The organism is Eubacterium sp. BIOML-A2 (assembly GCF_009680135.1).
Classification (GTDB): domain Bacteria; phylum Bacillota; class Clostridia; order Lachnospirales; family Lachnospiraceae; genus Faecalicatena; species Faecalicatena contortus_B.
This window is the reverse complement of the sequence record NZ_WKZK01000010.1, coordinates 1-26,675: the sequence shown is the minus strand read 5'-3', so window position 1 is coordinate 26,675 and position 26,675 is coordinate 1. Positions and strand designations below refer to the sequence as shown.

At 44.6% G+C, this 26,675-nt stretch carries 24 protein-coding genes; all 24 read left to right on the top strand.

What is annotated here, in order from left to right; translation table 11 throughout:
- The first annotated feature begins 13 nt into the window (after positions 1-13).
- The 24 genes from ftsH to GKG43_RS05560 all read left to right on the top strand — a co-directional run bounded on the left by ftsH (position 14) and on the right by GKG43_RS05560 (position 26,631).
- Positions 14-1,834 (top strand): ATP-dependent zinc metalloprotease FtsH, encoded by a 1,821-nt coding sequence (gene ftsH / locus GKG43_RS05675; protein WP_050639045.1) that lies wholly within the window; start codon positions 14-16, stop codon positions 1,832-1,834.
- A 59-nt stretch (positions 1,835-1,893) separates the two neighbouring features.
- Positions 1,894-3,939 carry a glycoside hydrolase family 13 protein gene (locus GKG43_RS05670; RefSeq protein WP_129878866.1) on the top strand — a complete coding sequence of 682 codons (2,046 nt, stop codon included), beginning with the start codon at positions 1,894-1,896 and terminating at the stop codon, positions 3,937-3,939.
- A 15-nt stretch (positions 3,940-3,954) separates the two neighbouring features.
- Complete coding sequence (locus GKG43_RS05665; protein WP_050639043.1) at positions 3,955-5,763, top strand: sugar-binding domain-containing protein; 1,809 nt, start codon at positions 3,955-3,957, stop codon at positions 5,761-5,763.
- A gap of 499 nt (positions 5,764-6,262) precedes the next feature.
- The gene (locus GKG43_RS05660) at positions 6,263-7,582 is read left to right on the top strand and encodes an extracellular solute-binding protein (RefSeq protein WP_129878865.1); all 1,320 of its coding nucleotides are present in this window, start codon (positions 6,263-6,265) and stop codon (positions 7,580-7,582) included.
- Positions 7,583-7,714: 132 nt separating this feature from the next.
- The gene (locus tag GKG43_RS05655) at positions 7,715-8,596 is read left to right on the top strand and encodes a sugar ABC transporter permease (RefSeq protein ID WP_055152261.1); all 882 of its coding nucleotides are present in this window, start codon (positions 7,715-7,717) and stop codon (positions 8,594-8,596) included.
- 3 nt (positions 8,597-8,599) lie between these two features.
- Positions 8,600-9,436, top strand: a complete 837-nt coding sequence (locus GKG43_RS05650; RefSeq protein ID WP_050639040.1) for a carbohydrate ABC transporter permease — start codon at positions 8,600-8,602, stop codon at positions 9,434-9,436.
- 48 nt (positions 9,437-9,484) lie between these two features.
- Positions 9,485-10,345, top strand: coding sequence for a ketose-bisphosphate aldolase (locus tag GKG43_RS05645; RefSeq protein WP_050639039.1), 861 nt, complete (start codon positions 9,485-9,487; stop codon positions 10,343-10,345).
- 64 nt (positions 10,346-10,409) lie between these two features.
- Entirely contained in the window at positions 10,410-11,621 is a 1,212-nt protein-coding gene (locus GKG43_RS05640) for an ADP-dependent glucokinase/phosphofructokinase (protein ID WP_129878864.1), read from the top strand.
- A 24-nt stretch (positions 11,622-11,645) separates the two neighbouring features.
- Entirely contained in the window at positions 11,646-12,500 is an 855-nt protein-coding gene (locus GKG43_RS05635) for a class II fructose-bisphosphate aldolase (RefSeq protein ID WP_050639038.1), read from the top strand.
- Between the two features lie 236 nt (positions 12,501-12,736).
- The gene (locus GKG43_RS05630) at positions 12,737-13,585 is read left to right on the top strand and encodes a MurR/RpiR family transcriptional regulator (protein WP_050639037.1); all 849 of its coding nucleotides are present in this window, start codon (positions 12,737-12,739) and stop codon (positions 13,583-13,585) included.
- A gap of 75 nt (positions 13,586-13,660) precedes the next feature.
- Positions 13,661-14,344 carry a D-lyxose/D-mannose family sugar isomerase gene (locus GKG43_RS05625; protein ID WP_050639036.1) on the top strand — a complete coding sequence of 228 codons (684 nt, stop codon included), beginning with the start codon at positions 13,661-13,663 and terminating at the stop codon, positions 14,342-14,344.
- A gap of 492 nt (positions 14,345-14,836) precedes the next feature.
- Positions 14,837-15,703 carry a pyridoxamine kinase gene (locus GKG43_RS05620; protein ID WP_050639035.1) on the top strand — a complete coding sequence of 289 codons (867 nt, stop codon included), beginning with the start codon at positions 14,837-14,839 and terminating at the stop codon, positions 15,701-15,703.
- A gap of 71 nt (positions 15,704-15,774) precedes the next feature.
- On the top strand, positions 15,775-16,293 hold the full coding sequence (locus GKG43_RS05615; RefSeq protein ID WP_050639034.1) for a TIGR04002 family protein: 519 nt from the start codon (positions 15,775-15,777) through the stop codon (positions 16,291-16,293).
- Between the two features lie 52 nt (positions 16,294-16,345).
- Complete coding sequence (locus tag GKG43_RS05610; protein ID WP_050639033.1) at positions 16,346-16,942, top strand: TIGR04100 family radical SAM protein; 597 nt, start codon at positions 16,346-16,348, stop codon at positions 16,940-16,942.
- Between the two features lie 252 nt (positions 16,943-17,194).
- Positions 17,195-17,935, top strand: a complete 741-nt coding sequence (locus tag GKG43_RS05605; RefSeq protein WP_173020080.1) for an RraA family protein — start codon at positions 17,195-17,197, stop codon at positions 17,933-17,935.
- 22 nt (positions 17,936-17,957) lie between these two features.
- Positions 17,958-19,364, top strand: a complete 1,407-nt coding sequence (locus GKG43_RS05600; RefSeq protein WP_129878862.1) for a sugar ABC transporter substrate-binding protein — start codon at positions 17,958-17,960, stop codon at positions 19,362-19,364.
- A complete protein-coding gene (locus GKG43_RS05595; protein ID WP_129878861.1) occupies positions 19,328-20,293 on the top strand; it encodes a sugar ABC transporter permease in 966 nt (321 codons plus the stop codon). Before GKG43_RS05600 ends, GKG43_RS05595 begins: the two co-directional genes overlap by 37 nt.
- Positions 20,294-20,303: 10 nt before the next feature.
- Positions 20,304-21,140, top strand: coding sequence for a carbohydrate ABC transporter permease (locus tag GKG43_RS05590; protein WP_050639029.1), 837 nt, complete (start codon positions 20,304-20,306; stop codon positions 21,138-21,140).
- Between the two features lie 19 nt (positions 21,141-21,159).
- A complete protein-coding gene (locus GKG43_RS05585; RefSeq protein ID WP_050639028.1) occupies positions 21,160-22,218 on the top strand; it encodes a Gfo/Idh/MocA family oxidoreductase in 1,059 nt (352 codons plus the stop codon).
- A gap of 10 nt (positions 22,219-22,228) precedes the next feature.
- Positions 22,229-23,119 carry an amidohydrolase family protein gene (locus GKG43_RS05580; protein WP_129878860.1) on the top strand — a complete coding sequence of 297 codons (891 nt, stop codon included), beginning with the start codon at positions 22,229-22,231 and terminating at the stop codon, positions 23,117-23,119.
- Positions 23,120-23,129: 10 nt separating this feature from the next.
- Positions 23,130-24,404: an extracellular solute-binding protein gene (locus GKG43_RS05575; protein ID WP_050639026.1), complete on the top strand. Its 1,275-nt coding sequence runs from the start codon at positions 23,130-23,132 to the stop codon at positions 24,402-24,404.
- A complete protein-coding gene (locus GKG43_RS05570; protein WP_050639025.1) occupies positions 24,397-25,032 on the top strand; it encodes a bifunctional 4-hydroxy-2-oxoglutarate aldolase/2-dehydro-3-deoxy-phosphogluconate aldolase in 636 nt (211 codons plus the stop codon). The genes GKG43_RS05575 and GKG43_RS05570 overlap by 8 nt, the downstream gene beginning before the upstream one ends.
- A 1-nt stretch (position 25,033) precedes the next feature.
- Positions 25,034-26,014 (top strand): 2-dehydro-3-deoxygalactonokinase, encoded by a 981-nt coding sequence (locus GKG43_RS05565; RefSeq protein ID WP_050639024.1) that lies wholly within the window; start codon positions 25,034-25,036, stop codon positions 26,012-26,014.
- On the top strand, positions 26,014-26,631 hold the full coding sequence (locus GKG43_RS05560) for a hypothetical protein (protein ID WP_129878859.1): 618 nt from the start codon (positions 26,014-26,016) through the stop codon (positions 26,629-26,631). The genes GKG43_RS05565 and GKG43_RS05560 overlap by 1 nt, the downstream gene beginning before the upstream one ends.
- The last annotated feature ends 44 nt before the right edge of the window (positions 26,632-26,675 follow it).

The following is a 26,675-nucleotide window of genomic DNA, read 5'->3' as shown; positions in this document are numbered from 1 at the left end:
GGAGTACACACCATTGAACAACAAAAAGTATAAAAGCATGGGCGGTGCGACATTTCTTACATTTATTGTGATTGTCTTCCTTGCACTGTGGCTTACAAACAGATTCCAGGTGAAAGACCAGGAGATGACAAACCAACGCTTTGTACAGGAAGTAAAAGATAAAAATGTACAGGATGTTATCATTAAGCAGAATAAGACCGCTCCCACCGGTGTTGTGACCGTGACGCTCAAGGACAGCGGGGCTGTAAAACAAGTTACTACATCTGATGTAGAGAAGACGCAGGATATTCTGGATAAGGCGGGAATAGAGTATAAACTGCTGGATGTTCCCCAGGATTCATGGTTTACAACGATACTGGTACCGCTTCTGATCACATTTTTGGGAATCACGGTGATCTTTATGTTTATGAACCGTCAGGGGGGCGGGGCCAATGCCAAGGCGATGAATTTTGGCAAGAGCCGCGCAAAGATGACCACGGATACGGACAAAAAGGTGACATTTGCGGATGTGGCAGGTTTAAAAGAGGAAAAAGAGGAGCTGGAAGAGATCGTAGATTTCCTCAAGTCTCCTAAAAAATATATTCAGGTTGGTGCGAGAATTCCCAAGGGCGTTCTGCTTGAGGGACCTCCGGGAACCGGTAAGACGCTGCTTGCAAAAGCAGTTGCAGGGGAAGCAGGAGTTCCGTTTTTCAGCATCTCGGGTTCCGACTTTGTGGAGATGTTTGTCGGAGTCGGTGCATCCCGCGTGCGTGACCTGTTCCAGGATGCGAAGAAGAATTCCCCCTGTATTATTTTTATCGATGAGATTGATGCTGTTGCAAGGCGCAGGGGAAGCGGTCTGGGCGGCGGACACGATGAACGGGAACAGACGCTGAACCAGCTGCTTGTGGAGATGGATGGTTTTGGTGTGAATGAAGGCATCATCGTGATGGCGGCAACCAACAGAAAAGATATTCTTGATCCTGCGATTCTAAGGCCGGGACGATTTGACAGGAATGTAATTGTTGGGCGCCCGGATGTGGGCGGACGCGAGGAGATCCTGAAAGTTCACGCAAAGAATAAACCGCTGGGAGACGACGTGGATCTGAAGCAGATTGCACAGACGACGGCTGGATTTACCGGCGCAGATCTGGAAAACCTGCTGAATGAAGCTGCCATCCTGTCTGCAAAAGAGGGACGCGTATTTCTACAGCAGTCCGATATCCGCCATGCTTTTATAAAAGTGGGAATCGGACCGGAGAAGAAGAGCCGTATAGTGTCAGATAAAGAGCGCAGGATTACAGCATACCACGAGGCCGGCCATGCGATTTTGTTCCATGTACTGCCGGATGTGGGGCCTGTCTACAGCGTATCTATTGTTCCGACAGGAGGAGCGGGCGGTTATACGATGCCTCTGCCGGAGAAAGACGATATGTTCAATACAAAGGGGCATATGCTCCAGGAGATTACCGTGTCACTTGGAGGCCGTGTGGCGGAAGAGGAAGTGTTTGATGATATCACCACAGGCGCATCACAGGATATCAAACAGGCAACGGCGATTGCCCGTTCCATGATTATGAAGTTTGGTATGTCTGAACGTCTGGGGCTGATCAACTATGATAACGACAGCGATGAAGTATTTATCGGCCGGGATTTTGGACACACATCAAGGGGCTACGGCGAGAAGGTAGCCAGCACGATTGATGAAGAAGTGAAGAGAATCATTGACGAATGCTATTTGAAAGCAAGATCTATTCTGAAGGAATACGATTCTGTATTACAGGCTTGCGCTAATTTGCTGTTGGAAAAAGAAAAAATTACGAGAAGTGAATTCGAAGCACTTTTTGGAGAGTAGAAGAGTAATGGGGCAAGTACTTCCAGAGGAGGGAGGGCTTGCCCCTAAGGAGGTTTTTTATGAATAAGGACGCACTATTTTGTGATGGAACGTCCAGCTATGTGATTCCTGCAGAGCCTGATGAGTATGAGAAAGTGAAGCTCAAGTTCAGAACGGCGAAGGATGATGCAGATGAAGTCTGTATTTTAACCAAGACTGGTGGGTATAAAATGAAGAAGACAGACTCCCGTGGGGAGTTTGATTATTATGAGATAGATTGGCAGCTGGGGAAAGACCCCTTTTCCTACAGCTTTGGGGTGAAAAAAGACGGGGAGACCTGCTATTTTAACAGGTGCGGAGTGGCGAAGGAAATCGTGGATTTCTATGCCTTTGTTATAGTTCCGGGATTCTCTACGCCGGATTGGGCAAAAGGGGCTGTTATGTATCAGATCTTTGTTGACAGGTTCTGTAACGGCGATAAGTCCAACGATGTGGAGGACTGGGAATATATTTATATCGGGGAGCCGTGCCAGAAAGTTACGGATTGGGATCAGCTGCCTCAGGCCATGGATATCCGGAGATTTTACGGAGGGGATCTGCAGGGAGTCATGGATAAGCTGGATTACTTAGAGGATTTGGGCGTGGAGGTTATTTATTTTAATCCGCTGTTTGTCTCGCCGTCCAATCACAAATACGATATACAGGACTACGATTATATAGATCCACACTATGGGAAGCTGGCAAAAGACGGAGGGCTGGTTCTCCCTGAGTGGGCAGCGGATAATATTGAGGCCACCAAATACCAGAAGCGCACCGGTGATAAGGCAAACCTGGAGGCATCCAACCAGCTGTTTATCGATCTGGTGGAGGCTATGCACAGCCGGGGAATGCGTGTGATTCTGGACGGGGTATTCAATCACTGCGGTTCCTTTAACAAGTGGATGGACAAAGAACGGATCTACGAGCAGCAGGCGGGATATGAAAAAGGGGCGTTTGTCAGTGCGGAAAGCCCGTATCGCTCATTTTTCCATTTCTTTAATGAAAGCGACTCTGCCTGGCCGTACAATTATGCATATGACGGATGGTGGGGGCACGATACGCTGCCTAAATTGAATTACGAGGATTCTCCGCTGCTGGAGCAGTATATCATGGATATTGGGAAGAAGTGGGTTTCCCCTCCCTATAATGTAGACGGCTGGCGTCTGGATGTAGCGGCAGACCTTGGGTACAGCAATGAGTATAACCACATGTTCTGGAAACGGTTCAGGCAGGAAGTGAAGAAGGCCAGGCCGGATGCGCTGATTCTTGCGGAGCATTACGGCGATCCTACGGAATGGCTGCAGGGGGATGAGTGGGACAGCGTTATGAATTATGACGCATTTATGGAACCGGTAACATGGTTTTTGACCGGAATGGAGAAGCACAGCGATGAGCGGAGGACGGATCTCTGGGGCAATGGAGACAATTTTGTGAAAACAATGCGGCATTTTATGGCGACTATGCTGACACCGTCGCTGCAGGTTGCGATGAACGAACTGTCCAACCACGATCATTCCCGTTTTCTGACCCGGACCAACCACATTGTCGGAAGAGTGGAGCATTTAGGCTCAAGAGCAGCGGAGGAAGGGGTCAACCATGCGGTTATGCGGGAAGCAGTTGTGATCCAGATGACATGGATCGGTGCGCCTACCATATATTACGGGGATGAGGCGGGCCTTTGCGGATTTACGGACCCGGATAATAGACGGACATATCCATGGGGAAAAGAAGACCGTCAGATGCTGGAATTCCATAAGGAAATGATCCGCATCCATAAGAGCGAGAAGCCTCTGAGGCAGGGTTCGCTGCGGATGCTGTACTGGGCGGATAATATACTGGCGTACGGCAGATTTCAGGGGGATGAGCAGATTGTGGTAGTCCTCAATAACAGCAAAGAGCTGCGGGAAGTGACGGTACCGGTCTGGATGGCGGAAGTGCCCGTGACGGGCAGGATGGAACGCCTGCTTTACAGTTACGAAGAGGGCTATACGGTGGAGCCGGATGTTTATCTGATCCACAGCGGGGAGGTCGTGCTGAATATGGGACGGCATTCGGCGCTTGTTATGAGAACAAAACGTGAAGATTAAAACGAAAGGATGTTTATGAAACAACTTTATACCAAGTGGGGAAGGGAACTTGACAGGGAGCATGTGCTGGAGGAGTATCCGAGGCCCCTTATGGTAAGGGACAGCTATATAAATCTTAACGGGGAATGGGAATACGCTTTTACAAAAGCTTTTTCCAGGCCTTCGGAATATGACGGACATATCCTGGTGCCTTTTTCTCCGGAATGTGTTCTGTCCGGTGTGGGGAGGCAGCTTCAGCCGAATGAATATCTTTGGTACCGGAGAACCTTTGCTATGCCGCAGCCGGATGACTGCCGGGTTAGCGAAGAGACAAAAAACGGCGGGAAGGGCGGTAGACGGCTGCTTCATTTTGGAGCGGTGGATCAGTCCTGTGTAGTTTTTGTTAACGGCAGGAGGGCGGCGCGGCATACAGGCGGTTATCTGCCTTTTGAGGCGGATATCACGGCATATTTAAAGCCGGGAGAAAATGAAATCGTGCTGGCCGTGAAGGATCTGAGCGATACTTCCTACCACGCCAGGGGAAAGCAGAAGCTGGACAGAGGCGGCATGTTCTACACGGCGCAGAGCGGGATCTGGCAGACCGTTTGGATGGAGGACGTGCCAGAACAGTATATACAGAGTATTCATGCGGAACCGGATTTTGACGGAGGAAAGGTGCGGATTACGGTGGAGGCAAATGCGCATATTCCGGTTGAAATCCGTGTCAGGAAGCCAGGGGTATATAGCAGTCCTATGTGCGCGCCCGTCGACGTGGCAGATGGGAAAACCCAGGAAATACAGGATTGGAGCAGTGCGCAGGGGATGCCGGGAGAGGGCATCGAGGTTTCTCTGCCCGCGGTATGTCCGTGGACGTGTGAGGAGCCTTTTCTCTACTATTTTACAGTGGAATTGGGGGAGGACAGGGCAGAGAGTTATTTTGCCATGCGTACGTTTACGATTGAGCCTGACCGGACCGGATGCCCCAGAATCTGCCTTAACCATAAGGTGCAGTTCCAGAAAGGCGTGCTGGATCAGGGGTACTGGCCGGACGGACTTTACACGGCGCCATCCGACCAGGCGATTATATTCGATATACAGTCTATGAAGGATATGGGCTTCAATATGATACGCAAACATATTAAGATTGAACCTCAGAGATGGTATTATCACTGTGATCGGCTGGGGATGGTTGTGTGGCAGGATATGGTGAATGGGGGCGGAAAGTATAAACCGTGGTTCGTGACTTATGCAGCCACCATATTGTCCTGGAGGAGCCGGAGGATCAGGGATGTGTACACCAGGCTACTGGCCAGAGAAAAAAAAGAAGGGCGCCTGGAATTTATAAAGGAGATGAAAGAGACGGCAGAGCGGCTGAAGGGGCACCCAAGCATTGCCGTATGGGTGATATTCAATGAAGGATGGGGGCAGTTCCAGACTGAGGATATGACGCAGATTTTGAGAAAATCAGATCCCTCCCGACTGATCGACCAAGCCAGCGGATGGTTCGACCAAGGAGGTGGAGACTTACAGAGTCTGCACAATTATTTTTTTAAGCTTCGGATAAAACCGGAGGAGAGAAGGGCTGCGGTTCTGTCTGAATACGGCGGATATTCGATGAGACAGGAGGGCCACAGCACCTGCCTGACTCAGTATGGGTATGGAATATATACGGATAGAGGAAAGCTCAACCGGGCGTATAAAAAGCTGGAAAAAGAGGTAGAAGCGTTGATACCCGAAGGACTGTGTGCAAGTGTCTATACACAACTTTCGGATGTGGAAGAAGAAGTGAATGGGATATTTACGTATGATCGTGAGGTTAAGAAGATAGGGGCACGCTCTATATAAGTGCAAAACATATTTGTGGTCTATTGTGTTTTGGAAAATAAAATGTCTGGTTAAGAAATATAGCATGTGCAAATTGTTTTCATATTAGAAATAATGTACAAGGGAATATCACGAAGAAACATTCGTGCGATATTCCCTTGTTTGTCATTTTTGAGACTTTTTTAGAAATTAAGGCATTGAGATTGTGTTAAAAGAGGGAAAAACAGGGGGATTGTCTGGCTAATAAATCTAAGTCGTGAAATAAAATTTCCAAAGGAAGAGAAAAAATATTTCATGAAATATTGTTAAAGATATAACGAAATTGTGAATAATACACAAAAATAAAGTAATCAATCTGCTTAATATTGACTTATTGTGAAATAGTGGTAAAATAAAATTACACAATATAACAGCCGAACATGCATGATGAAAGAAAGCTGGCACTAAAAGAAATGAAACCCAGCAGTTCATGAAAATAAATTACATGCATAGAGGCGCAAATATTAAAGGAGGAGTCATTATGAAACTGAGTACGATCATGAAAAAGGGGCTTGCCGTTGGTATGATGGGCATTATGGTGGTAAGTCTGGCAGCATGCGGCGGAGGCAAGGAAGAAGCAAAAACAGATGCCAAGACAGAAGCAAAAGCTGATGAAGGCGGATCCGACGCTAAAAGTGATGTGACACTGAAGTTCCAGCAGTGGTGGGGGGCAGAGCTCCCGGACGGATATTTGGATGATATTTGTGCCAAATATGAAGAAGAGACAGGTGTGAAAGTAGAATTATTAACAGCACCCTGGGCCGACACCAAGACAGCGATTACAGCAGGCGCAACGAACGGCACCATCGCAGATATTATCAGTGTAGACGGCGCATGGCTTTCAGAATTTGTTGATATGGGTATTCTGACTGCTGCTGAAGACGCTGGCGTAGACAGCAGTCTTGCAAGCGATACATGGAAAGTTGACGGCACCAGCTATGTTGTCCCGGTTCTGAATTTTGCATATCCAATGTATGTGAACATGGACATCCTGAAGGAGGCCGGAGTTGAAGCGATTCCAACTACATGGACCGAGCTGAGAGATGCCTGCAAGAAGATTACAGCAGCAGGAAAATCCGCATTTGCATTGAACCTGGGTACAACAAACGCAAACGGTATCCAGAATGTCTTCATGGGAACCAGCTGGGGATCAGGAATCAGCCTGAAGGACGACAGCGGCGCGTACAAGACAAAAGACAACGCGGATCTGGCGGCACTTGCTGAGATGTTCAAAGGACTTTATGACGACGGTTCCTTATATCCAGGTATGAGCACATTGGAAGAATCCGAGATGACAAGTAACTTTGCAGCGGGCAACTGTGCATTTACAGTAGCATCTGCAGCTACTATGAGCCAGTTTACGGACATCAATTTTGAAGCTACTACGATTCCGGTAAAAGATGATTACAAAGACCAGAGCGGTATCTGCTATGCCAGCTGGGCTGTAGGTATTACAGAAAACAGTGAAAATAAGGAAGAAGCAGCTAAATTTGTAAACTACCTGCTTGGCGGTATGGACGGAAAAGATGGTTCCGCATCTGCAGGACTGGCAGCTACTATGTCAGCATTCCCGAACAGTACGGTTGCTGAGCCGGATTACAGCGAAGCGCCAAAACAATTCCAGTCTTACTATGAGTTATATAAGAAGAACTATGTAATTAATGAATTCATTGGCCTTCCTAACGCATCAGATGTTATGACTTCTATGACAAACGATCTAACTACATATCTTGAGGGTGAAATTGACAGCGCTACACTGCTTTCAAATTGGCAGGGGTACCTTGACGAAGCAGGAAAGTAAATAACTTAAAGGTAAATAAGAGTGGGGAGCAGGGGGGAATTCCCTGCCCCCCATTTCTAAAAAGAGGTTTTAACTTTTTTATAAAAGATTTTTGCGTATGAAGTTAGAACAGGATAATAGGAGGGACTGATTTTGAAGTTAACAGCAAAAAAAACTGCACCATACAGATATCTTGCCCCAACAATACTGTTAATGATTGTTTTTATGGTTATCCCTATCTGCATGGTAATCGGTTACTCTTTTGTGGATGGGGCTGTCGTCTCAAAGAATCCGGATTTTGTCGGATTGGCAAATTATAAGGCCATATTTGCAGACAGCGAGTATTTAGGCGCAATATCGAACACCATCATCTTTGTGGTGGTAAGCGTTGTTGCACATTTGGTTCTGGGTATGTTATTTGCGATGCTGCTGAATACCAAATATTTTGGGACCAGAACCAAAACAATTGCCCGTGTTATTTATATTCTTCCGTGGGTATTTACGGCATCAGTTGTTGCGATTCTGTGGAAGTTAATGTTACAGCCATCGGGTATTGTTAACTATCTTCTGTCCGTTTTTCCGCAGATATCCCAAAATACGGAGTGGCTGAGTAATAGAGAGCTCGCGTTGGCGGTGATCTGCTTTATCAACATCTGGTGCGGCTATCCGTTTTATATGATTAGTATTCTTGCAGGCCTGCAGGGAATTTCCGGGGATTTGTATGAGAGTGCGGCAATTGACGGGGCAACAGGTGTTAAGAGTTTTCTGCATATTACCATACCACAATTGAAACCAATTTTGATTAGTATCGCAATGTTGGATTTTATCTGGACGCTGCAGTCCTTCAATGTTATCTGGATGTTGACAGGCGGCGGCCCGGTAAATGCAACAGAGACGGTGAGTATATATATTTACAAAAAAGCGTTCCAGAAGGTTGATTATAGTATGGCGGCAACGGCAGCCACAATATTGCTTGTAGTCTGCATATTCGTTGCAATCTTCTATGTGAAACAGCAGAAGAAAGTGAGGGAATAGGAGATGGTTGGAAGTTATAAAAAATCGACGAAGGTCATAGTTTCTATTCTTTTGGTTTTGGGAGGTTTATTTTCGGCATTTCCGATCTTGTGGATGATCTGCTCTTCACTGAAATCCAATTCGGCTATTTTTTCGTGGCCGCCCAAATTTATTGACTCATCAGCCAGTTTAGCGTCCTACATAGCAGTGCTGACGGATTCCACGAAGGTAAGATTCTTCATTAACAGTTATATTGTAGCGGGCTGCGTAGTTCTGCTGACATTGTTTGTGGGAATACTTGCGGCATATGCATTCAGCAGGTTTGATTTTCCGGGAAAAGAGATTTTTAATTCCCTGATAGTCAGCGTACAGGCGATTCCGCCGATTGTACTGCTGATTCCGTACATGGGCATGATTGTTGCAATGAAGCTTTTTAATACATATCTGGCATTGATTCTAACCTATTTGATTACGACACTGCCGTACTGTATCCTGATGATGACGGGTTATTTTAATACCTTGTCCAAGGAGCTGGATGAGGCGGTAATGATTGACGGCGGGTCCAGATGGAAAGCTCTTTGGTCTGTATTAGTGCCCATCTCGATACCTGGAATGGTCTCTGTAGGGATGTACACCTTTATGCAGGCGTGGAATGAATATCTGTTTGCGCTGGCATTGACACAGACAACGGAAATGCGTACGGTTCCGATCGGGATCAACTTATTGATGGGACAGCATGCATATGACTGGAGCCAGATGATGGCTATGAGCGTACTCGGATCCATACCGGTACTGATTCTGTTTATCTTTTTCCAGAAATACTTTATTGCCGGCATGTCTTCCGGCGGTGTAAAGGGCTAATGGAAAATGGATATATTATATTAATTTGAAGAAAAGAGGAGAATGACTATGTTAATGAACATGAAAGAATTACTTGCTGTAGCGAATGAAAATCATTTTGCCGTACCTGCATTTAACATTAGCGACTATAATATGTTTAACGGCATCATGGAGGCGTCTGAGGAGAAGGATGCACCTGTGATTATTGCGATACATCCGGATGAATTAAGCCATATCTCAACGGAGATGGTGAAGGGAATTGTAGAGAGAATACATAATTCTTCCATACCGGCGGTTATCCATCTGGATCACGGCGGAACTTTCGATCAGGTAATTACGGCAATCCGCGCAGGATTTACCTCTGTTATGATCGATGCTTCCAGCCAGCCCTACGAAGGAAATGTTGCAACATGCCAGAAAGTCTGCGAGGCCGCACATGCGGTGAATGTATCCGTAGAAGGTGAACTTGGCACCATTGGAAATACGGATTCCGTAGAGACAACGGCACCTGATGAGATCTTATATACAGACCCGATGCAGGCAAAGGATTTTATTGAAAAGACAGGAATTGACTGTCTGGCAATTGCGATCGGAACATGCCATGGCATTTATCCGAAAGATATGAAACCGGAACTTCGTATTGATATTCTGGATGAAATTAAAAAAGTTGTGGATGTACCGCTTGTACTTCACGGCGGATCTTCTAACAAAGATTCGGAAATCGCAAAATCTGTAGAGCACGGCGTGAATAAGATCAATATTTCCAGCGATATTAAGGCGGCTTATTATGAGAAAATGAGAGAGGTTCTTCAGGATGCATCTCTGCGCGAGCCAAACCAGATTCAGCCGATCTGTGTGGAAGCGATGAAGAAAGTGGCTTTTGATAAGATTGACCTGTTCCAGGCAGCAGGCAAGGCATCATTATACTAAAAAGTTATCCGTTTCAGGATAATTTATGAAAGAAACATTTTATGAGACCGAAGGAGACTGCAGAATGAATGAGAGAATTGCACTAGGCTTTCATACATGTGTAGATTATGAACTGAAATGGGATACACAGGTGGTAGAAGAGCAGATTAAAGCATTTGATATTCATGCGGATGAGCTGAAGCTGGATATCGAGGTTGATTCGGAACGCGCAATTTGGATTATGAGCCTTGCGCATTTGCAGGCGGGAATCGGATGCGAGATGGTTCCTTCCACGTCGGAGGTGTGCATTGAGTTTGCGAATCATTTTGAATATGAAGTGACGCTGGGGGGAACCCCTACCCGCGCGGGAATTATTCTGGACCGATTGGGGTATTCAAGCGTATTGCAGACCAGCTGCTACAATGATCATGTAAAACGGCTGCTGCCGTCAAAGATCCGGGCTCTGCCGGGGGTGGGGCCGGATCAGAATAAGATATATCCGCACGTTGTATTGCAGTGCCATAAGGGCGTGAGGATTCAGGCAAACGACATTGATTTTGTGACTCCCAGAGAGAACCGTATCCTGATCTCGCGGGATGAAGACAGTCTGAATATGCCTGTTCTGCCGGATGAATTCGGTAAGATGATCGGCGGGTGTGAAGTGTTCCTGCTGGGTTCTTTTTCGGAGCTTTTGGATCCGGACGTGCTGAAAGACAGGATGGAGAAGACGAAAAAACTCTTATCCTATCTGCCGGAAGATGCAGTTGTAGTCATGGAGGATGGGTGTTATGTGAAGAAAGATTTCCGCAGCTATGTCCACCGGCAGCTGGCGCCTCAGATCGATGTGCTGAGTATGAATGAAGACGAACTGCAGCAGTATATTGGGAAGTCGATTGATATACTGGATCCAAAGGCAGTTGAGGAAGCCGTAAAATATGTTTATGACAATTCGGGCATCAAGCTGATTCTGGTTCATTCTGCCGCGTGGGCGCTGGTCTACGGGGAGAATGCAGGCACAATGAAAGCATCTCTGGAGGGCGGGGTCACGATGGCGTCAACACGCTTCCGGATCGGTGACAATTTTACGCCGGAAGACTATGAACAGACCAAAGATATACCGGTTAAAACAAAAAGCGCAGCATTTTGTGATTGTATGGGAGAGAGGCTGGGAGAGAAGATCTACTGTATCCCCTGTAAAGATTTGAGCTATGTGGAGAATCCCACGGTAGTCGGCCTGGGCGATTCTTTTGCAGGCGGGCTTCTGCCGGGCCTGTTGAAGGAAAACAGACGAAATTAGACATCATTTGAAGGAGAAAACACAATGTATGAAAAAACAGAAAATATATTAAAGATGGCGAAGGAAAGCAACACTGCGGTGATCTCATTCATCTGTATGGATTATACGATGGCAAGATCAGTCGTATATGCTGCAGAGGCAGCTAACACACCGGCAATGGTGATGCTGTACCCGGAGCATGTTACGGTTCAGCACACAACCGGATTTGCCAATTATGCGGCTATGGTAAAGGAACTGGCAGGCGAGGTGAAGGTGCCGATCGGGCTGCATGCGGACCACGATTTTACGTATGATGCCATTATGAATACGATAGGGGCCGGTTTTGAGTCGGTTATGATTGATGGGTCTATGAACGATCTGGAAACTAATATTGCACTGACCAAAAAAGTGGTGCTTAAGGCCCATGAGTCAGGCGTATGTGTAGAGGGCGAGATCGGACATGTGGGAGCTGCCGCTGCTTCTGATAATGCAAATGAGGATCTGTTTACAAAAGCGGATGCGGCAGAAAAATTCTGCAGGGAGACGGGAGTGAATTCCCTGGCTGTTTCTATTGGAAATGCACATGGTGAATATAAAGACACCCCGCATCTGGATATTGCGCGGCTGGAGGAGATCCATGCGGCTACAGATGTATCGCTGGTACTTCATGGAGGAAGCGGTATACCGGACGATCAGCTGCTGACGGCATTCTCAAAGGGAATCAACAAATTCAATCTGGGGACGGAATTTTTAGGCAGATATTATGATGCGGTGGCGGCATTTACCCAGGAGAATGCAGGCAATCCGGATCCGGTTAAGATTATCAATTTGCCGGAGTATGTGCAGTCCAGGTTACAGCCTTACTTAGAGGAACGTCTGAAGACCCTTTGTCACTTTTAGGTGAAAATAGGGAGCAGTCCGGGCAGGCCTGGACTGTTACCGGGAGAGAATCTCAAGGTGCTGTGCGCAGCAGAATATTAGTGACAGAGGGCGGCATATATGATACTATAATAACGGAACACTCTCGGAAACTCTAACGATAGTTATGAGGTCAATATGCACATCTATATTGGATGTGGCCGTCCTCTGTGAAATTGCCGGGCGTGGATCGAAACAAGTATATGGAGTAGAGAGCTTTGAAAAATGATAATATTTTACAGAGGGAAGTCCTTGATGTCATAAAAGAAAAGTATGGGGAAATATTTGCAGCAGAAAAAAAGGTTGCGGATTTTGTTTTGCAAAACCCACAGAAAACAGTGGACTCCAATGTATCGGAGATTGCAAAACAGAGCGGGGTAAGCGATGCTACAGTTGTGCGTATGTGCCATCATATCGGATATACAGGATATTATCAGTTTCGGATTACTCTGGCAAGAGACTTGGGGAAAAAGCAGTACGAAGGCATCGTGATTCCGAAGAGCAGCGGGGCAATAGAAAAACTGTTCCACGATTATGCAGAGAAGCTGATAGCGATTGGCAGGAGAATAGATGCCGAAACCATGTGGAACTGTGTGAACCTCTTAAAAATATGCAATGTGGCACATATTATAGCAATCGGTAATACCTGTTCTGTATCAAAGTATATGGGGTTCCGGCTGGGAAGGCTTGGAATAAGAAGTACCTTTGAAGCCTCAGCGGAATTTTTTATGAACCATATCAACCTCGCGGATCCGGGAGATATTGTGATAGCGATCTCAAAATCCGGCACGTCAAAACCCGTAGTTTTGGGAATGGAACTGGCCAGGGAAAAAGGGCTTAAGATCATTGCTATTACAGACCATGTGGAATCTCCGGTCTCGGAGCTTGCAGATTATGTACTGCTGTCCAGCGGGGAAGAGGAACCTTTCAACTACTACAAAGACTATGCGCAGACTAACGTAATGGCAACGATTGACGCACTTTTGAATTTTGTTACGAATGAAGACTGGATAAAGATAAAACAGGCAGACAGGCCTGAGATGATTCTATCAGAGTATAAGATATAAGTTTGCTATATTTAATAACAGATAGCAGGGACCAGGTGCCCTGCTATTTGGATATAGAAAGGATGGGGTTATAGTATGAAACGTTCAAGAATCAATGCAGTGATCAAGGACATGGAGGCGTTAATTGCAGAACACAGGTTCGAGATTCCGCCGTTCGCAAAGCTGACTGCGGAGGAGTGGCAGGACATTGGCCATGAATACGATGAAATCCGTGACAACTGTCTGGGCTGGGATATTACGGATTATGGCCTTGGTAATTTTGATAAGGTGGGATTCTCTCTTCTTACGATTCGAAACGGGAATCAAAAGATGCCGGATAAATATCCCAAGCCGTATGCGGAAAAGCTTTTAATGCTGTACGAGGGGCAGACTGCTCCGATGCATTATCACTGGAACAAGATGGAAGACATCATAAACCGCGGTGGAAACGACATCTATATCACTGTGTACAATGGAGCGGAAGACAAATCTATGCTGGATACAGATGTTGTCGTACATACGGACGGAAAAACAGAAGTGGTTCCTGCGGGGACGAAGATCTGTTTAAAACCAGGCCAGAGCATTACGATTACTCCATATATGTATCATGATTTCATTGTTCCGGAGACCGGCGGTTCCGTATTACTGGGAGAAGTATCCATGTGTAATGATGATGAAAATGATAACTGCTTCTATGAGCCGATCGGACGTTTTCCGGAAATAGAGGAGGATGAAAAGCCTTACCGCCTGCTCTGTACGGAGTATCCAAAGGCGCGGTAATTGGGATGATCGGGCTATAGAAGCCATATGCATCGCACCTAAGCGGCCGAAATACGGCCACTAAGTGCTCGCAGCTATAAAAAAATAAAACAGGTTCTTCTGACACAGGAACGGGGGAAATCCCGTACCCGGGAGTCGGAGGAACCTTTTTTGGTGATACAGTAAATTCCGATGGGATTTCCTATACATAAAACCATTCGGGAGATGCAGACGGTGTTCTGAGAATTTAAGTGGCCTGGTTAAAATATGCATAACTGGACATTTAGAGTAAACCAGTCATGTGCTATCATGGCATGTAGAGCCTGGAGCGTGTCTGAAAATTCATTGCCGCAATATGCCGCCCCACTTCACGGTCTATTTACTGCCAAATACAGAGGGCGTAGCCCACTACGCCTCCTGAATTTGGCAGTAAATACCTCGTAAACTGGGAGAACATCTTGCAACAAGCAATTTTCAGACACGCTCTGGGGCAGAAAGGAATGAGGGAATATTATGACTAAGAAAATTGCAGTCATCAATGATTTGTCGGGATTTGGGCGCTGCTCCCTTACGGCCGCCATCTCTGTGCTATCGGTCATGGGAGTACAGCCATGTCCGCTTCCTACGGCGGTTCTGAGCGCACAGACAGGATATCCCAGTTACTATTGCGATGACTATACCGATAAGATGCAGTATTTCCGGCGGGAGTGGAAAAAGATGGACGCCCGGTTCGACGGAATCTACACAGGATTTGTGGCCAGTGAGCGGCAGATTGAAAATATATTTGAATTTTTGGATACGTTCAGGAGGAAGAAGACCTTTCTTCTGGTAGACCCGGTGATGGGGGATAATGGGAAAGTGTATACCATGTTTACAGAAAAACTGTGCAGCCTCATGAAGGAGCTGGTTTTCCAGGCCGATGTGGTGACGCCCAACCTGACAGAGCTTTGTCTCCTGACAGATACGGACTTCAGAATGATCCGGGAATTAACCGATGAGAAGCATCTGCTTGTTGTAGTTGAGCAGATGGCCGCAAATCTGATGAAGAGGGGACCGAAGAACGTAGTGGTGACGGGCATACATTTCCGGGACGCAACGGACGGTGTTGTGAAAATGGGAAATCTGGCGGTAAGCGGAGGAAAGAAGAGTTTTTCCGCGTTTCCATATATCGGGGGAAGTTATTCCGGGACGGGTGATCTCTTCGCGTCCGTTGTTGCGGCGGGGATGGCGAGAGGAGACGAGATATCCGCCAGTATAGAACTTGCCGGAGCTTTTATTGAACGGGCAATCACAGATTCTGTGAGGGAAGGCATCCCGCGCAATGATGGTGTGGATTATGAACAGTACCTTGGTATGCTGCTTCCCGAGCAGTGCTCATAAATGAAAAACAGTATTTTTAATGAGTTTAGAACATACAGAGAGAATTAGTTTAATTAAGGAGAGTGGGACACATGAGGAATAATACATTAAAAATAACGGCAGCCGGTCTGTTTGCAGCTATGATTACGATTATGACAGCCTACATCTGCCATATCCCTTACGGGGCAAACGGCGGATACATTCATTTTGGGGATGCGCTGATCTATCTGGGGGCGGTATTCCTCCCCAGGCCGTACGCGTTGGCTGCCGCAGCGATCGGTGGGGGAATGGCGGATCTGCTTACCGCACCGATGTGGGCGCCTGCCACAATTATTATAAAAATGCTGATTACACTGCCATTTACAAGCAGGGAAGGCCGGATTATGGCTCCCAGAAATATCGCGGCCCCATTTATTGCTGCGGTCATCTCCGCGGCGGGATATTATCTGGCAGAGGGGATTCTGTTTGGTTCCTTTGTGGCTCCGCTGGCATCGCTGGCCGGAAGCGCGGTGCAGTCCGGCGGAAGCGCGGTGATCTTCCTTGCGCTGGCAGCAGCGATGGATAAGGCGCGCGTAAAGGATAAGACGCAGAAATTACTGCATCTGTGCTGATGGCGATAACAGTTATTAGGTTTGAAAATATTTAGATTAAGAGGTAAATGAGATGGCTGATATTTTATATACGTATAAGAACCAGGTGTATGCCAATATTACAAATTTATGTGACTGCCGGTGCGAATTCTGCATTCGCAGCCACGAGGACGGAGTAGGGGATGCGGAGACCCTCTGGCATAAAAAGGATCCCTCTTTGGAAGAAATCATTGCGGCTATGGATGAGTTTGATTTTCAGGGTTATAAAGAGCTGGTATACTGCGGGTATGGAGAACCGACCTGTGCGCTGGAGAATCTGGTAAAATCCGCGAAGTATGCAAAAGAAAAATATGGCGTTTTGGTACGGATTAATACTAACGGGCTGGGTAATCTGTACCATGGAAAAGATATAGTCCCCATACTGGCGGAGGTGGCGGATTCCATATCCATAAGCCTAAATGCGCCTACAAAAGAAGAGTATACCCGGGTTACACGGCCTAATTTTGAAAATGCATTTGAGGCCTTGCTGGAATTTGCCGGGGAGTGTGAGAAAATGATTCCTCAGGTAAAGATGACTGTAGTGGATGTACTGCCGGAGGAGGAGATAGAGGCAAGCAGGGAACTGGCGGAATCCATAGGGGTGGAGCTTCGGGTTAGAAGATATGCGTGAGGGAGCGGAAAGGCACTGTGGTGGATATGTGAATTATGTGAGATTAGAAGAATGGGGGTAACAAAGACACAAAAAGATTTTATTTGATATAGACTTCCAATCAAAAAGAAGCAGGTCTTTATGACTTGCTTTTTTTCAGTACTTTTGTACTCTAAAGCTTCTTACTTTAGTTATCTTGTACAAAAATGAGGTGATCCATATAATTTGTTATATAAAATAATGCCGGCAAAAAAGAAAAAGGAGGAGATTGGAATGGAAGAAGAGAAAAGAGGATTCAGTCAGGAGGAGATTGATCACTTCTGTGAAGAGCTAAAACGGTTCAATTCGCCCCTGGTCTATGACGCATTGTTTTTTAAATATGGCCTTAGAAACCAAATATTAAGGAAAGAGGTCAAGCCTGTCTTAAGAGATATGAAGATGGCAGGGCCGGCTTTAACTGTCAGGGGGAATGTGAAAGCCGTTTCTTTGGATGAAGAATTTGACAGAGCAGGCCGCGGGCCCTTGGGTGGCATGTGGGTGCGCGTGGCAGACATGGTAGAGGAACATCCCAATTGTATTGTATGCGTACAGCCGGGGTATACGGAGGTTTCCGTGCTGGGGGATATTCTGGGAATGACTTGGAAATACGCTGGAATGCAGGGACTGGTCTGTGATGGACCCGTTCGGGATACACAGGGATTTTTAGAAGAGAACATCCCTGTCTTTTGTACAGACACTTTTCCGATTTGTGCAGAAGGGCATTGGCAGATGCTGGAGGGAAATGAGCCTCTGTGGATGCATGGCCAATTGGGAGAAGTATTGGTGAATCCGGGTGACTTCATTTTTGGCGACTCGGACGCGGTATTAATAATTCCGAAGGAATGCGTTGAGGGAGTTATTGAAGATTGTTTAAAACGCGCAGGCAACGAGACGGTTACTAAACAGTCTATTAGGGAAGGTATGAAAGCACGGGAACTGTGGGGAAGAGACGGCCACGGCGGCCAGATCGGATAGGGAGAGTAAAGGAGAAGATCATATGAGAAAGCAAGTTATATCAATTTTGCTGACAGCGGGTTTGATACTGGGACTGTCTGGCTGTGCCGCTACACCCGAGAATAATAGCAGCCGTAAAGAAAGCGGTTCAAACAATACTGTAGATCTTGTAATTTGGCAGCATGAGGCAACGGATCAACGAATCGAAGCGTTTCAGGCTGTGATCGACAGGTTTATGAAGGCGAATCCGGGAATCACGGTTACACAAGAAGTGGTTCAGTGGGATGATGACCAGATGAAAATGTTAAGCGCCATTAGCAGCGGTGAGACGCCCGACATGAATGTCACAAAGGATACGAACTGGCAGGCGGCATACCAAGCAGGCGGGCTATATCCGATGGATGAGATTGTCGGGGCTGTAGATGAGAAAGAAACTATTTACGACGTATCTTTGAAGAGTTTTAAGGCCGATGGAAAGTACTGGGCTCTGCCCTTTCAGAAGATTTCTCATGTATTAATGTACCGTCCGAGTATGTTTGAAGCAGCAGGAATTGAAGAAGCGCCAAAGACCTGGTCTGAACTGCTGGAGTGTGCTGAAAAACTGACGGTTGATAAAAATGGAGATGGACAACCGGAGGTATATGGCGCCGGAATTACCACCGGGCGGGTATCGCTTACAACAGATATGTTTGCTTCATTTTTAGTAAAATCAGGTGGAGATATTTTTGATCAGGATGGAAAGGTTGATTTTGACACAGAAGAGACGAAGGAGACATTAGAGTTTTATAAAGAGCTGGCCCAATATTCTCCGGAGGCGAGCAGTTCCTGGTCCTGGGGAGAATTGGAAAACAACTGGGCGGCAGGAAAGCTTGCAATGATTAATTATGCTTCTCCGAACTTATCAAAATTCTTTGAAAGTGAAGACTTTGATATTGCCTCTGTTGCCATGCCTGTTCCAGACGGGCTGGAAAATCAGGAAACAGATACATTAGTTACGAATCTCGCCATACTCTGCTTTAAGGATGCGATGGAAAAAGAGGGGCATTACGAAGCAACAAAGAAGTTTCTGGAATTCTGTATGGAGCCGGAAAACAACTGGCTTCTGACTGTAGCGATGGAGCCTGCATTCTTCCTGCCAGTAACAGAAACAGGGGCCGAATTAGTTCAGTCCGGATATTTTGAAGAGGAATATTTCCCGTTAAAGAACTTTGATTTTGCCGAGGGATCAGAGAGCAGAGACGTATACGAGCAGTTTGCCAAGACCGCTTTGGATAATACAAAGAAGGGGTATGCGTTGGGAAATAAATATGGTGCAGTAAATTCTAACCTGGCAGAAATCTATAATTCGTTAATTATTTCAGATATGGTTCAAAAGGCCGTTTTGGAGGACGTACCAGTTGATGAAGCTGTGGATTGGGCACAATCCGAAATGGAGAAACTGTCAAATTAAAAATATGGGATTTGCTGGAAGCCTTCTTCCAGCAAATTCTGTTTCCGGAGGTGACTGGTTTGAAGAATAATCAAAAAATTGGATATCTATTCTTGCTGCCTATATTTATTATGGTATGTATTTTCTTGCTATATCCGTTTTTGAAAGGGTTTTCATTATCTTTTTTTGAGACTAAATATGGGTTTGGTGAAATGAGCTTTGCCGGATTGAAGAACTATAGAACAATATTTCAAGACGAACATTTTCTCATTGCTTTAAGAAATTCAATGATATGGGTTGTCGGCGTAATCGTTTTAAACACCATTGTGCCGCTTTTTATAGCGATTCTTCTAAACAGAGAATTTTTGGGGAAGGGAATAGCAATGGGACTTTTACTTATTCCCTGGCTTACACCGGTTGTTGGAGCGGCAATGCTAAGCAAATGGCTATTAGAACCGGAGATCGGCGTTATAAATGGTATTCTGCATTCCTTGGGTATGATAGGAAGTATTAACTTTTTAGGCTCGCCTGCCACAGCGCTGATTACAACGATTATTGTTAATTTTTGGCAGTTCTGCCCTTTTGGGGTACTTCTGTCTTTGGCAGCGCTGAGTACGATCCCAGAAGAGCTGTATGAAGCAATGCGCGTGGATGGAGCGGGAAGATGGACAATTCTAAAAAGGCTTATTATGCCTTTAACAGGGAAAATAGTGGGCTTTCTGGGCTTTTTGGGTTTTGTTTGGACATTCAGCAACTATTCTCTGATTTATATGCTGACGAAGGGCGGGCCATCCTTTTCCACATATACCATTCCGCTGATGATTTATGAAAAAGCATTCAGCGAGTTTAATGTCGGACAGTCGGTTTCGTTGGCAAGCGTTGTTGGCTTTGTTCTGATTGGACTTGGAATGATTTTTTTCCGGTTTGTTTACAAATCAAATGAGGATTAGGGAGGGGTCTATGAGAAAGAAGAAAAATACGTTGCAGAATGTAATTGTCTGGCTGATTGTAGCCTGTACGGTATTCCCATTCCTTTATGTAATTCTCGGATCTTTTCAAAATGAAAGAACCATCATGGTTGGCGAAGTGAGCCTTCTGCCGACGAATGTCACGCTCCGTAATTATGTTGGATTGTTAACCAGCAAGAGTGGAGCAACGGCGTTTGGAATGAACTTGAAGAATAGTTTCATTGTTTCTCTGGGAGTTGCTTTTCTGTCGCTTGTAATTGCAATATTTGGAGCATATGGATTATCAAGATATCAGTTTAAGGGCAAGGAGCTTATTGCTAAGGGCATGCTGTTTATGTATGTTTTTCCAACAATCTTAACAATTGTGCCGATTTATAATGTGGTTACGCAGATGGGGCTGATTGATACACACCTGGGTCTGATTCTAGTGGAAACTACCTTAGTAGCACCATTCTGTACATGGTTGCTCCGTTCGTTTATCGATGCTATTCCAAGGGAGATAGAAGATGCTGCAAGGGTAGACGGAGCGAACCGCATTCAGATTATTGTGAAGATTATTCTTCCACTTTGTGCGGCAGGATTATTGGCGGCGGGGATGTATGCACTGATTTATTCATGGGGCGAATATACATTTTCTGCAATCCTGCTTAACTCGTCTTCTAAAAAGACAATACCCCTAGCATTGGCGGGATATATGTCTCATACTGATCAGCAGTGGGGAAGGCTTTTGGCCGGATGCTCACTGAATTTTATTCCGCTTTTAATTATATTCGTGCCGTTTAGTAAAATATTCTTAAAAGGATTTATGGCAGGAGCGGTAAAAAGCTAAAGGAAAGGAGAACAAGCTTATGAAAACAATAAAAACAGGCGTAATCGGTTGCGGGTTAATTGCTCAAATGGAATGGCTGCCGTATTTACATGAATTAGAAGAATACGAAGTGGTGGCGGTACAGGATATCTCAAGAAGGGCTGCAGAACATTGTGCAAAACAATATCAGGCGCCATATGTTTTTGATGACTGGAGGGAACTGATCCGGCATCCAGAAATTGAGGCAGTTGTAATTCTGAATCAATGTCATACGGAAGTCTGCATAGAGGCAGTTAGAAATAAAAAGCATGTTATTGTTGAAAAACCATTATGTGAGAATGTTAACCAGGCAAAGAGAATAGAAGAAGCGGTATGTGAGGAGAATATTGTCTTTATGATAGGCGAGATGAAAAGATATGATCCGGGATTTCTGTATGCGGCCGATATCATTGCTCAGATGAAGTCTATCAGAATGCTGCGTTTCAGGGACTATTGCGACGGTCTTGTCAGATCTCAAAATGAAATATTAGAAACGGTAAGAAGAACAGATGTAGATGCGGATTTAAAAAACAAACTGAACCAGGAGTTTTGGGAGGGTATGGATGCGGCAACAGGAGATATACCAACAGAGTATTACTACCATTTGTTGACAGGAGGAGCACACGACATTGCAATGCTGCGCGCGATTATGGGCGATCCGGAACGTGTTTCGTATTGTGACATCTGGAACGGGGGCAATGAACTGGAAGCAGCAATGGTATATGGTGACAAGACGCGGGCGTTTCTGGAGGTGGGGTATACAAATCACAAATGGTTTGACGAAGAGTTTGTAGTTTACGGAGAGGATCAGACCGTCCATGTACAATTTCCGAATCCATATTTAAAGAATGCCCCCACGATGATTACTGTAAAAAGGATGGAGGGGAATATGGTCGTCGAAGAAAAAATAGAGACTTCTTACCAGGAGGCATTTCGAAATGAACTATTACATTTTTATAATTGTATCTGTAATAATTTGGAGCCTGTCACAAATGTGCGCGAAGCAAGAATGGACTTAGAGCTTATGGCCGGTATCTTAAAAGCATATCAGAAAGAATGAGGAAATAATAATGGATCACAGTATCAGATTAACCACAATAATAGATGCTCATGCGCATCCCCTGCGGGATGAGAAAATGACGGCAAATGAGCTGCCTTCAAATTTTGAGGAAGAACAGCGGCTGCTTCACAGGCAGGCAGAGCATATTATTTCCAAAATGCAGCAGCTGCAAATTCAAAAAAAGGTTATGATGGCCATGCCGCCGGATGTTGAGAGTGGGTTCTATTATGGGGCGGTATCACCTGTGACTGGGTATAAAAATCGTACCTCGCAGGAATGGATCAAAGAAATTATAAAATTATATCCGGAGCATTTTTATGGAATTGCATGCCTGAACCCATTGGAGGAAAGGGCAGTTAAGGAATTAGAGTCACTTGTAGTTCAAAATGGCTTTAAAGGAGTAAAGATCCATCAGGGGCATTATAACATCAGTGCCGATGATCCCAGACTGATTGATTTCTATAAGAAATGTATTGACCTGGATATTACAGTTGCATTCCATACAGGATTTTCACCGGTGCAGCACATTGACCGATACATTACAACAATGCCGCTGACAATTGATGAATTGGCACATAGGTTTCCAGAATTAAGGATCATGATGTGTCATGCGGGCGGAAATTGGTTCCAGGATGGTATTATGATAGCACTTCGGAATAAAAACGTATACGTGGATCTTGCAGGAATTCCATGGCTGTGTTCATTTCTGGTTTACCCGGAAGTTGACTGGAGAACACTGATATGTAGAATGGTAAAAGTCCTGGGAGCAGACAGGATAATATATGGAACGGATAACATGGATGACATGATGACTCCGGAAATGATAATGGAATTAGATATCTTAGAGGAAGAAAAACATATGATCTTAGGCGGCACGGCGAAAAGGGTTTATAATTTATAGGAGAAAATCTATGAAAATTGCAGTTAATTATGGAGAATTTGATGATTTACCGATTCTTGACAAGAGCCGTGAGTTAGAAAATTATCTCGGTGAAGAAATATGTGTTGAAAGTCTGAAGTCAGAACCTTTTCTCTTAACAGTAACACAGGACATGAAAAAAAGAGCCTCTACTTATGATGTTATTTCCTTTGCGCCGGTTTGGATCCAGCAGGTAGTAGAAAAAAGAGGAATATTAGATTTGGGTGGGCTAATTGAAAACAAGGCAACAACCTATGACACGATAGAAGGGTTAAACGGAGATTTCTTTGAAAATTATTTGGGGTATAATGCCTGGTACAATGAAAAAACACAAATGCCGGGGCAAGCACGGGGCTCCGGATTGATTGCTATACCGGGCGCACATTCGGGAGGTGCTGTCTTGAATTATCGGCAGGACATATTAGACAAATACCATATCCCGGTGCCTCAGACGTGGGAAGAGTTTAATGAAGCTGCAAAAAAAATCACTTCCTCAGAAAGTGGAGTTTATGGAGCAACAATTTATGGAAATACAAAAGGATTTTTCCCCATATTCGATTGGTACAATCGGCTGGTTTCATTAGGGGGGAAACAGTTTAGGGGGACTGTCGGGGGACGTAGCATAACCTCTTGTGCAAATAGCACGGAAGGAATAAAAGCTTATAACTTAATCAAGGATTTACTGCCATTTATGCCAAAGGATGCGTTGGATACGACATTAGAAATCGGAAAAGAAAAAATGCTCCAAGGTGAAATCGCTATGCAGATCAATGTAACTTCATTTACTATGCCGGGAGACTTTTATGATAGAAATTCCTCTAAAGTATACGATACTATCGAAACGGAACAGATTCCCGGAGAAAAGGGATTCCGCGGCGTTGGTTATGGCGGTGGGCTGTCATGGTCTATTCCTAGAAATGCAAAAAATATTAATAATTCCTGGAAATGTATACAATTTTTAGCCTCTAAGACATTCGACAAATACAGATGTATGAAATACGGAACCACCCCGATGAGGAGGTCGACTGTCCAAGATACAAACGTGCAAAAGGCTCAGCCTTGGATTAGATGTATGGAACCGATTATAGACCGTGCTGTTGAACCTGAATATTTTTATATACCGGAGGCATTCGAAATAGCTGCAATTATAAATGATATCATAAGGACTGGTTTACAGAATGAACTGGAAGCTTCACTTGTCATGAAAGAGTTGGATAAAAAGATTAATGAGGTATTAATCCGGGGAGGCTGGAAATTGAATGGATGATAAAAGAAAATATGTGCTAAAACAATTAGAAAAAGAGAAACTCATAGCAATTATTAGAAATATAAAAATTGCAGAATTTCTAGATGTAATAGAAGAATTACGGGAAGGCGGAATCAATTGTGTAGAAATAAGTGTGAATACAACGAATTATGCGGATATGATAAAAATAGCAAAATCGAGAGGTTTTATTACCGGGGCGGGCACTATTTTGAAAGAAGAGCAGTTCAATTGCACTTCAAAATTGGGAGTGGATTTTATATTGTCTCCTGTTTTAGACATCAATCTTATCAAAGCCTGCAGCAGGCATCATATTGTGTCGGTTCCCGGTGCGATGACTCCGACAGAGATATATGAGGCTGAAAAGAACGGTGCGGATATGGTAAAAGTATTTCCATGTTCAGCACTGGGATCACGCTATATTAAGGATATTCTGGCTCCGCTGTCAGGACTGAAAATTATGGCAGTTGGCGGTATTTCAGAGGTAAATGCAAAGGAATTTTTAGCTGCTGGAGCGAGCTGTCTGGGAATCGGGTCATTATTAGTTAACAGGGAAAATGCTTCGTTACATAAGAGAAATACGATTAGAGAAAAAGCGATTGCTTTAAAGGCGATGTGTGGAGGTGTTTAAGATGATAGCATACTTTGACTGCGGTACTACAAATACCCGTATATACATCATCAACAATGGACATATTATCTATGAAAAAAAAGTTGAAAAAGGGACGCGGGATGCTGTGCACGGCGAATTGCAATATGAAAAGCTCCTAAAGGCATTATATCAAACTGCATTGAGTAAAATAAAAATTTTAAATAAGGATATTTACAGGGTATATGCATCAGGAATGATTACAAGCAGATCAGGTCTGTATGAAGTACAGCACGTTTCATTGCCGGCAGGCATAGAAGTGCTTAGAAATAACATGGTCACTTACAATCTTAAAAACGAAATTGGAAAAGATCTCACTTTAATCCCTGGAATGAAAACGTGCGGTCAAAACTTACGTGTGAGTCCGGATGAGTGTGTTGACGTTAACAATATCCGTGGTGAAGAGATGGAAATATTTGGGGTAAACAAATGGGCGGTTATGAATAAGATATATAATTATGCTCTCGTACTTCCAGGTTCACATACGCAGACTGCATTTGTTAAGAATGGGACAGTAAATGACCTTTTTTCTTGCATATCGGGTGAATTGTTCGATGCAATTACAAAACATACTTTTATAGGCGCATCTGTCTGTGAAAATGACTGTCAGATAAACGTGAATGAAGTCGGAATGGGCGCACGGCTGCTGGAAAAATATGGATTAAACCGAGCATTATACCTAGTTAGAACGTTGGAGATTTTTTCCGATACATCGGCTTCAGAAAGGATGAACGTATTAGAAGGAATCATTCATGCGGATATCGTTAAGGGTGTGCTTGCAAAGCTGGATGAATTGAAGGATATTACAAATATTATAATTTATGGTAATACGACGCAGGCATCAATCTTGGAAAGCCTATTTGAAATGTATGCCAGAAAAGGGTATAATATTTTTGTCCTGGATTTACCCGTTCAGGCATCTGTTATGGGTGTGTGTGAACTGGATAAAAGAGAAGGGGTTTAATGAAAAAAGACCAGAATATTATTTATTATCTATTCAGCATAAGCCTAGTTATTGTACAAATTGTTTTTTTCATAATAAAAAAGAAGCACTTTTTGGAATATATCTGGGGAAGCTCATTTATTATTTTGTCAATCGTTGTTTTCGTATTGATTTTAATTATCCCGATAACAAAAAAAAATACCAGAAATGCCTTGACTGCTATTGTTTTAGTAATGATAACGGTTGTAACATATCCCCTTGGCGATGAAATATTTCCTTTGCTGGTATTCTTAGCGGCTGGCAGTACTTGTGGGATGCTGGCAAGTGAAAATTGGGGGTTAAAAATTTGTACATTTGTGTCCTGCATTATTATATGCGCCCGGCAGTATCCGCATAACAGATGGGATAACAGTATTGCAGAGATGCCTGTTGACGAAGTGGGGGTACTGTTTCTTTTCATATTGATTTATTTTGCATGCCTTCACATTATAAGCCTCTATCTTCAGATCTTCGAAAGAAATATGGACCTAATAAAAAATCAAGAACAAAATATTGCAAGGCTAAGCTCTGCAAATCTGGAATTTCAATGCCATGCTACCAGCCTGTATAGTGGCTCAGTTGTCAAGACAAAAATCTAAGATTTTTATAATGAACTGATATGGTGGACAAGTTACAAGGAACA

Bases quoted from the DNA above. Each gene is read 5' to 3' on its own strand.
- GKG43_RS05670 (WP_129878866.1), top strand. From the start codon at position 1,894: ATGAATAAGGACGCACTATTTTGTGATGGAACGTCCAGCTATGTGATT.
- GKG43_RS05665 (WP_050639043.1), top strand. From the start codon at position 3,955: ATGAAACAACTTTATACCAAGTGGGGAAGGGAACTTGACAGGGAGCAT.
- GKG43_RS05660 (WP_129878865.1), top strand. From the start codon at position 6,263: ATGAAACTGAGTACGATCATGAAAAAGGGGCTTGCCGTTGGTATGATG.
- GKG43_RS05650 (WP_050639040.1), top strand. From the start codon at position 8,600: ATGGTTGGAAGTTATAAAAAATCGACGAAGGTCATAGTTTCTATTCTT.
- GKG43_RS05645 (WP_050639039.1), top strand. From the start codon at position 9,485: ATGTTAATGAACATGAAAGAATTACTTGCTGTAGCGAATGAAAATCAT.
- GKG43_RS05640 (WP_129878864.1), top strand. From the start codon at position 10,410: ATGAATGAGAGAATTGCACTAGGCTTTCATACATGTGTAGATTATGAA.
- GKG43_RS05635 (WP_050639038.1), top strand. From the start codon at position 11,646: ATGTATGAAAAAACAGAAAATATATTAAAGATGGCGAAGGAAAGCAAC.
- GKG43_RS05625 (WP_050639036.1), top strand. From the start codon at position 13,661: ATGAAACGTTCAAGAATCAATGCAGTGATCAAGGACATGGAGGCGTTA.
- GKG43_RS05620 (WP_050639035.1), top strand. From the start codon at position 14,837: ATGACTAAGAAAATTGCAGTCATCAATGATTTGTCGGGATTTGGGCGC.
- GKG43_RS05615 (WP_050639034.1), top strand. From the start codon at position 15,775: ATGAGGAATAATACATTAAAAATAACGGCAGCCGGTCTGTTTGCAGCT.
- GKG43_RS05610 (WP_050639033.1), top strand. From the start codon at position 16,346: ATGGCTGATATTTTATATACGTATAAGAACCAGGTGTATGCCAATATT.
- GKG43_RS05605 (WP_173020080.1), top strand. From the start codon at position 17,195: ATGGAAGAAGAGAAAAGAGGATTCAGTCAGGAGGAGATTGATCACTTC.
- GKG43_RS05600 (WP_129878862.1), top strand. From the start codon at position 17,958: ATGAGAAAGCAAGTTATATCAATTTTGCTGACAGCGGGTTTGATACTG.
- GKG43_RS05590 (WP_050639029.1), top strand. From the start codon at position 20,304: ATGAGAAAGAAGAAAAATACGTTGCAGAATGTAATTGTCTGGCTGATT.
- GKG43_RS05585 (WP_050639028.1), top strand. From the start codon at position 21,160: ATGAAAACAATAAAAACAGGCGTAATCGGTTGCGGGTTAATTGCTCAA.
- GKG43_RS05580 (WP_129878860.1), top strand. From the start codon at position 22,229: ATGGATCACAGTATCAGATTAACCACAATAATAGATGCTCATGCGCAT.
- GKG43_RS05575 (WP_050639026.1), top strand. From the start codon at position 23,130: ATGAAAATTGCAGTTAATTATGGAGAATTTGATGATTTACCGATTCTT.
- GKG43_RS05570 (WP_050639025.1), top strand. From the start codon at position 24,397: ATGGATGATAAAAGAAAATATGTGCTAAAACAATTAGAAAAAGAGAAA.
- GKG43_RS05565 (WP_050639024.1), top strand. From the start codon at position 25,034: ATGATAGCATACTTTGACTGCGGTACTACAAATACCCGTATATACATC.
- GKG43_RS05560 (WP_129878859.1), top strand. From the start codon at position 26,014: ATGAAAAAAGACCAGAATATTATTTATTATCTATTCAGCATAAGCCTA.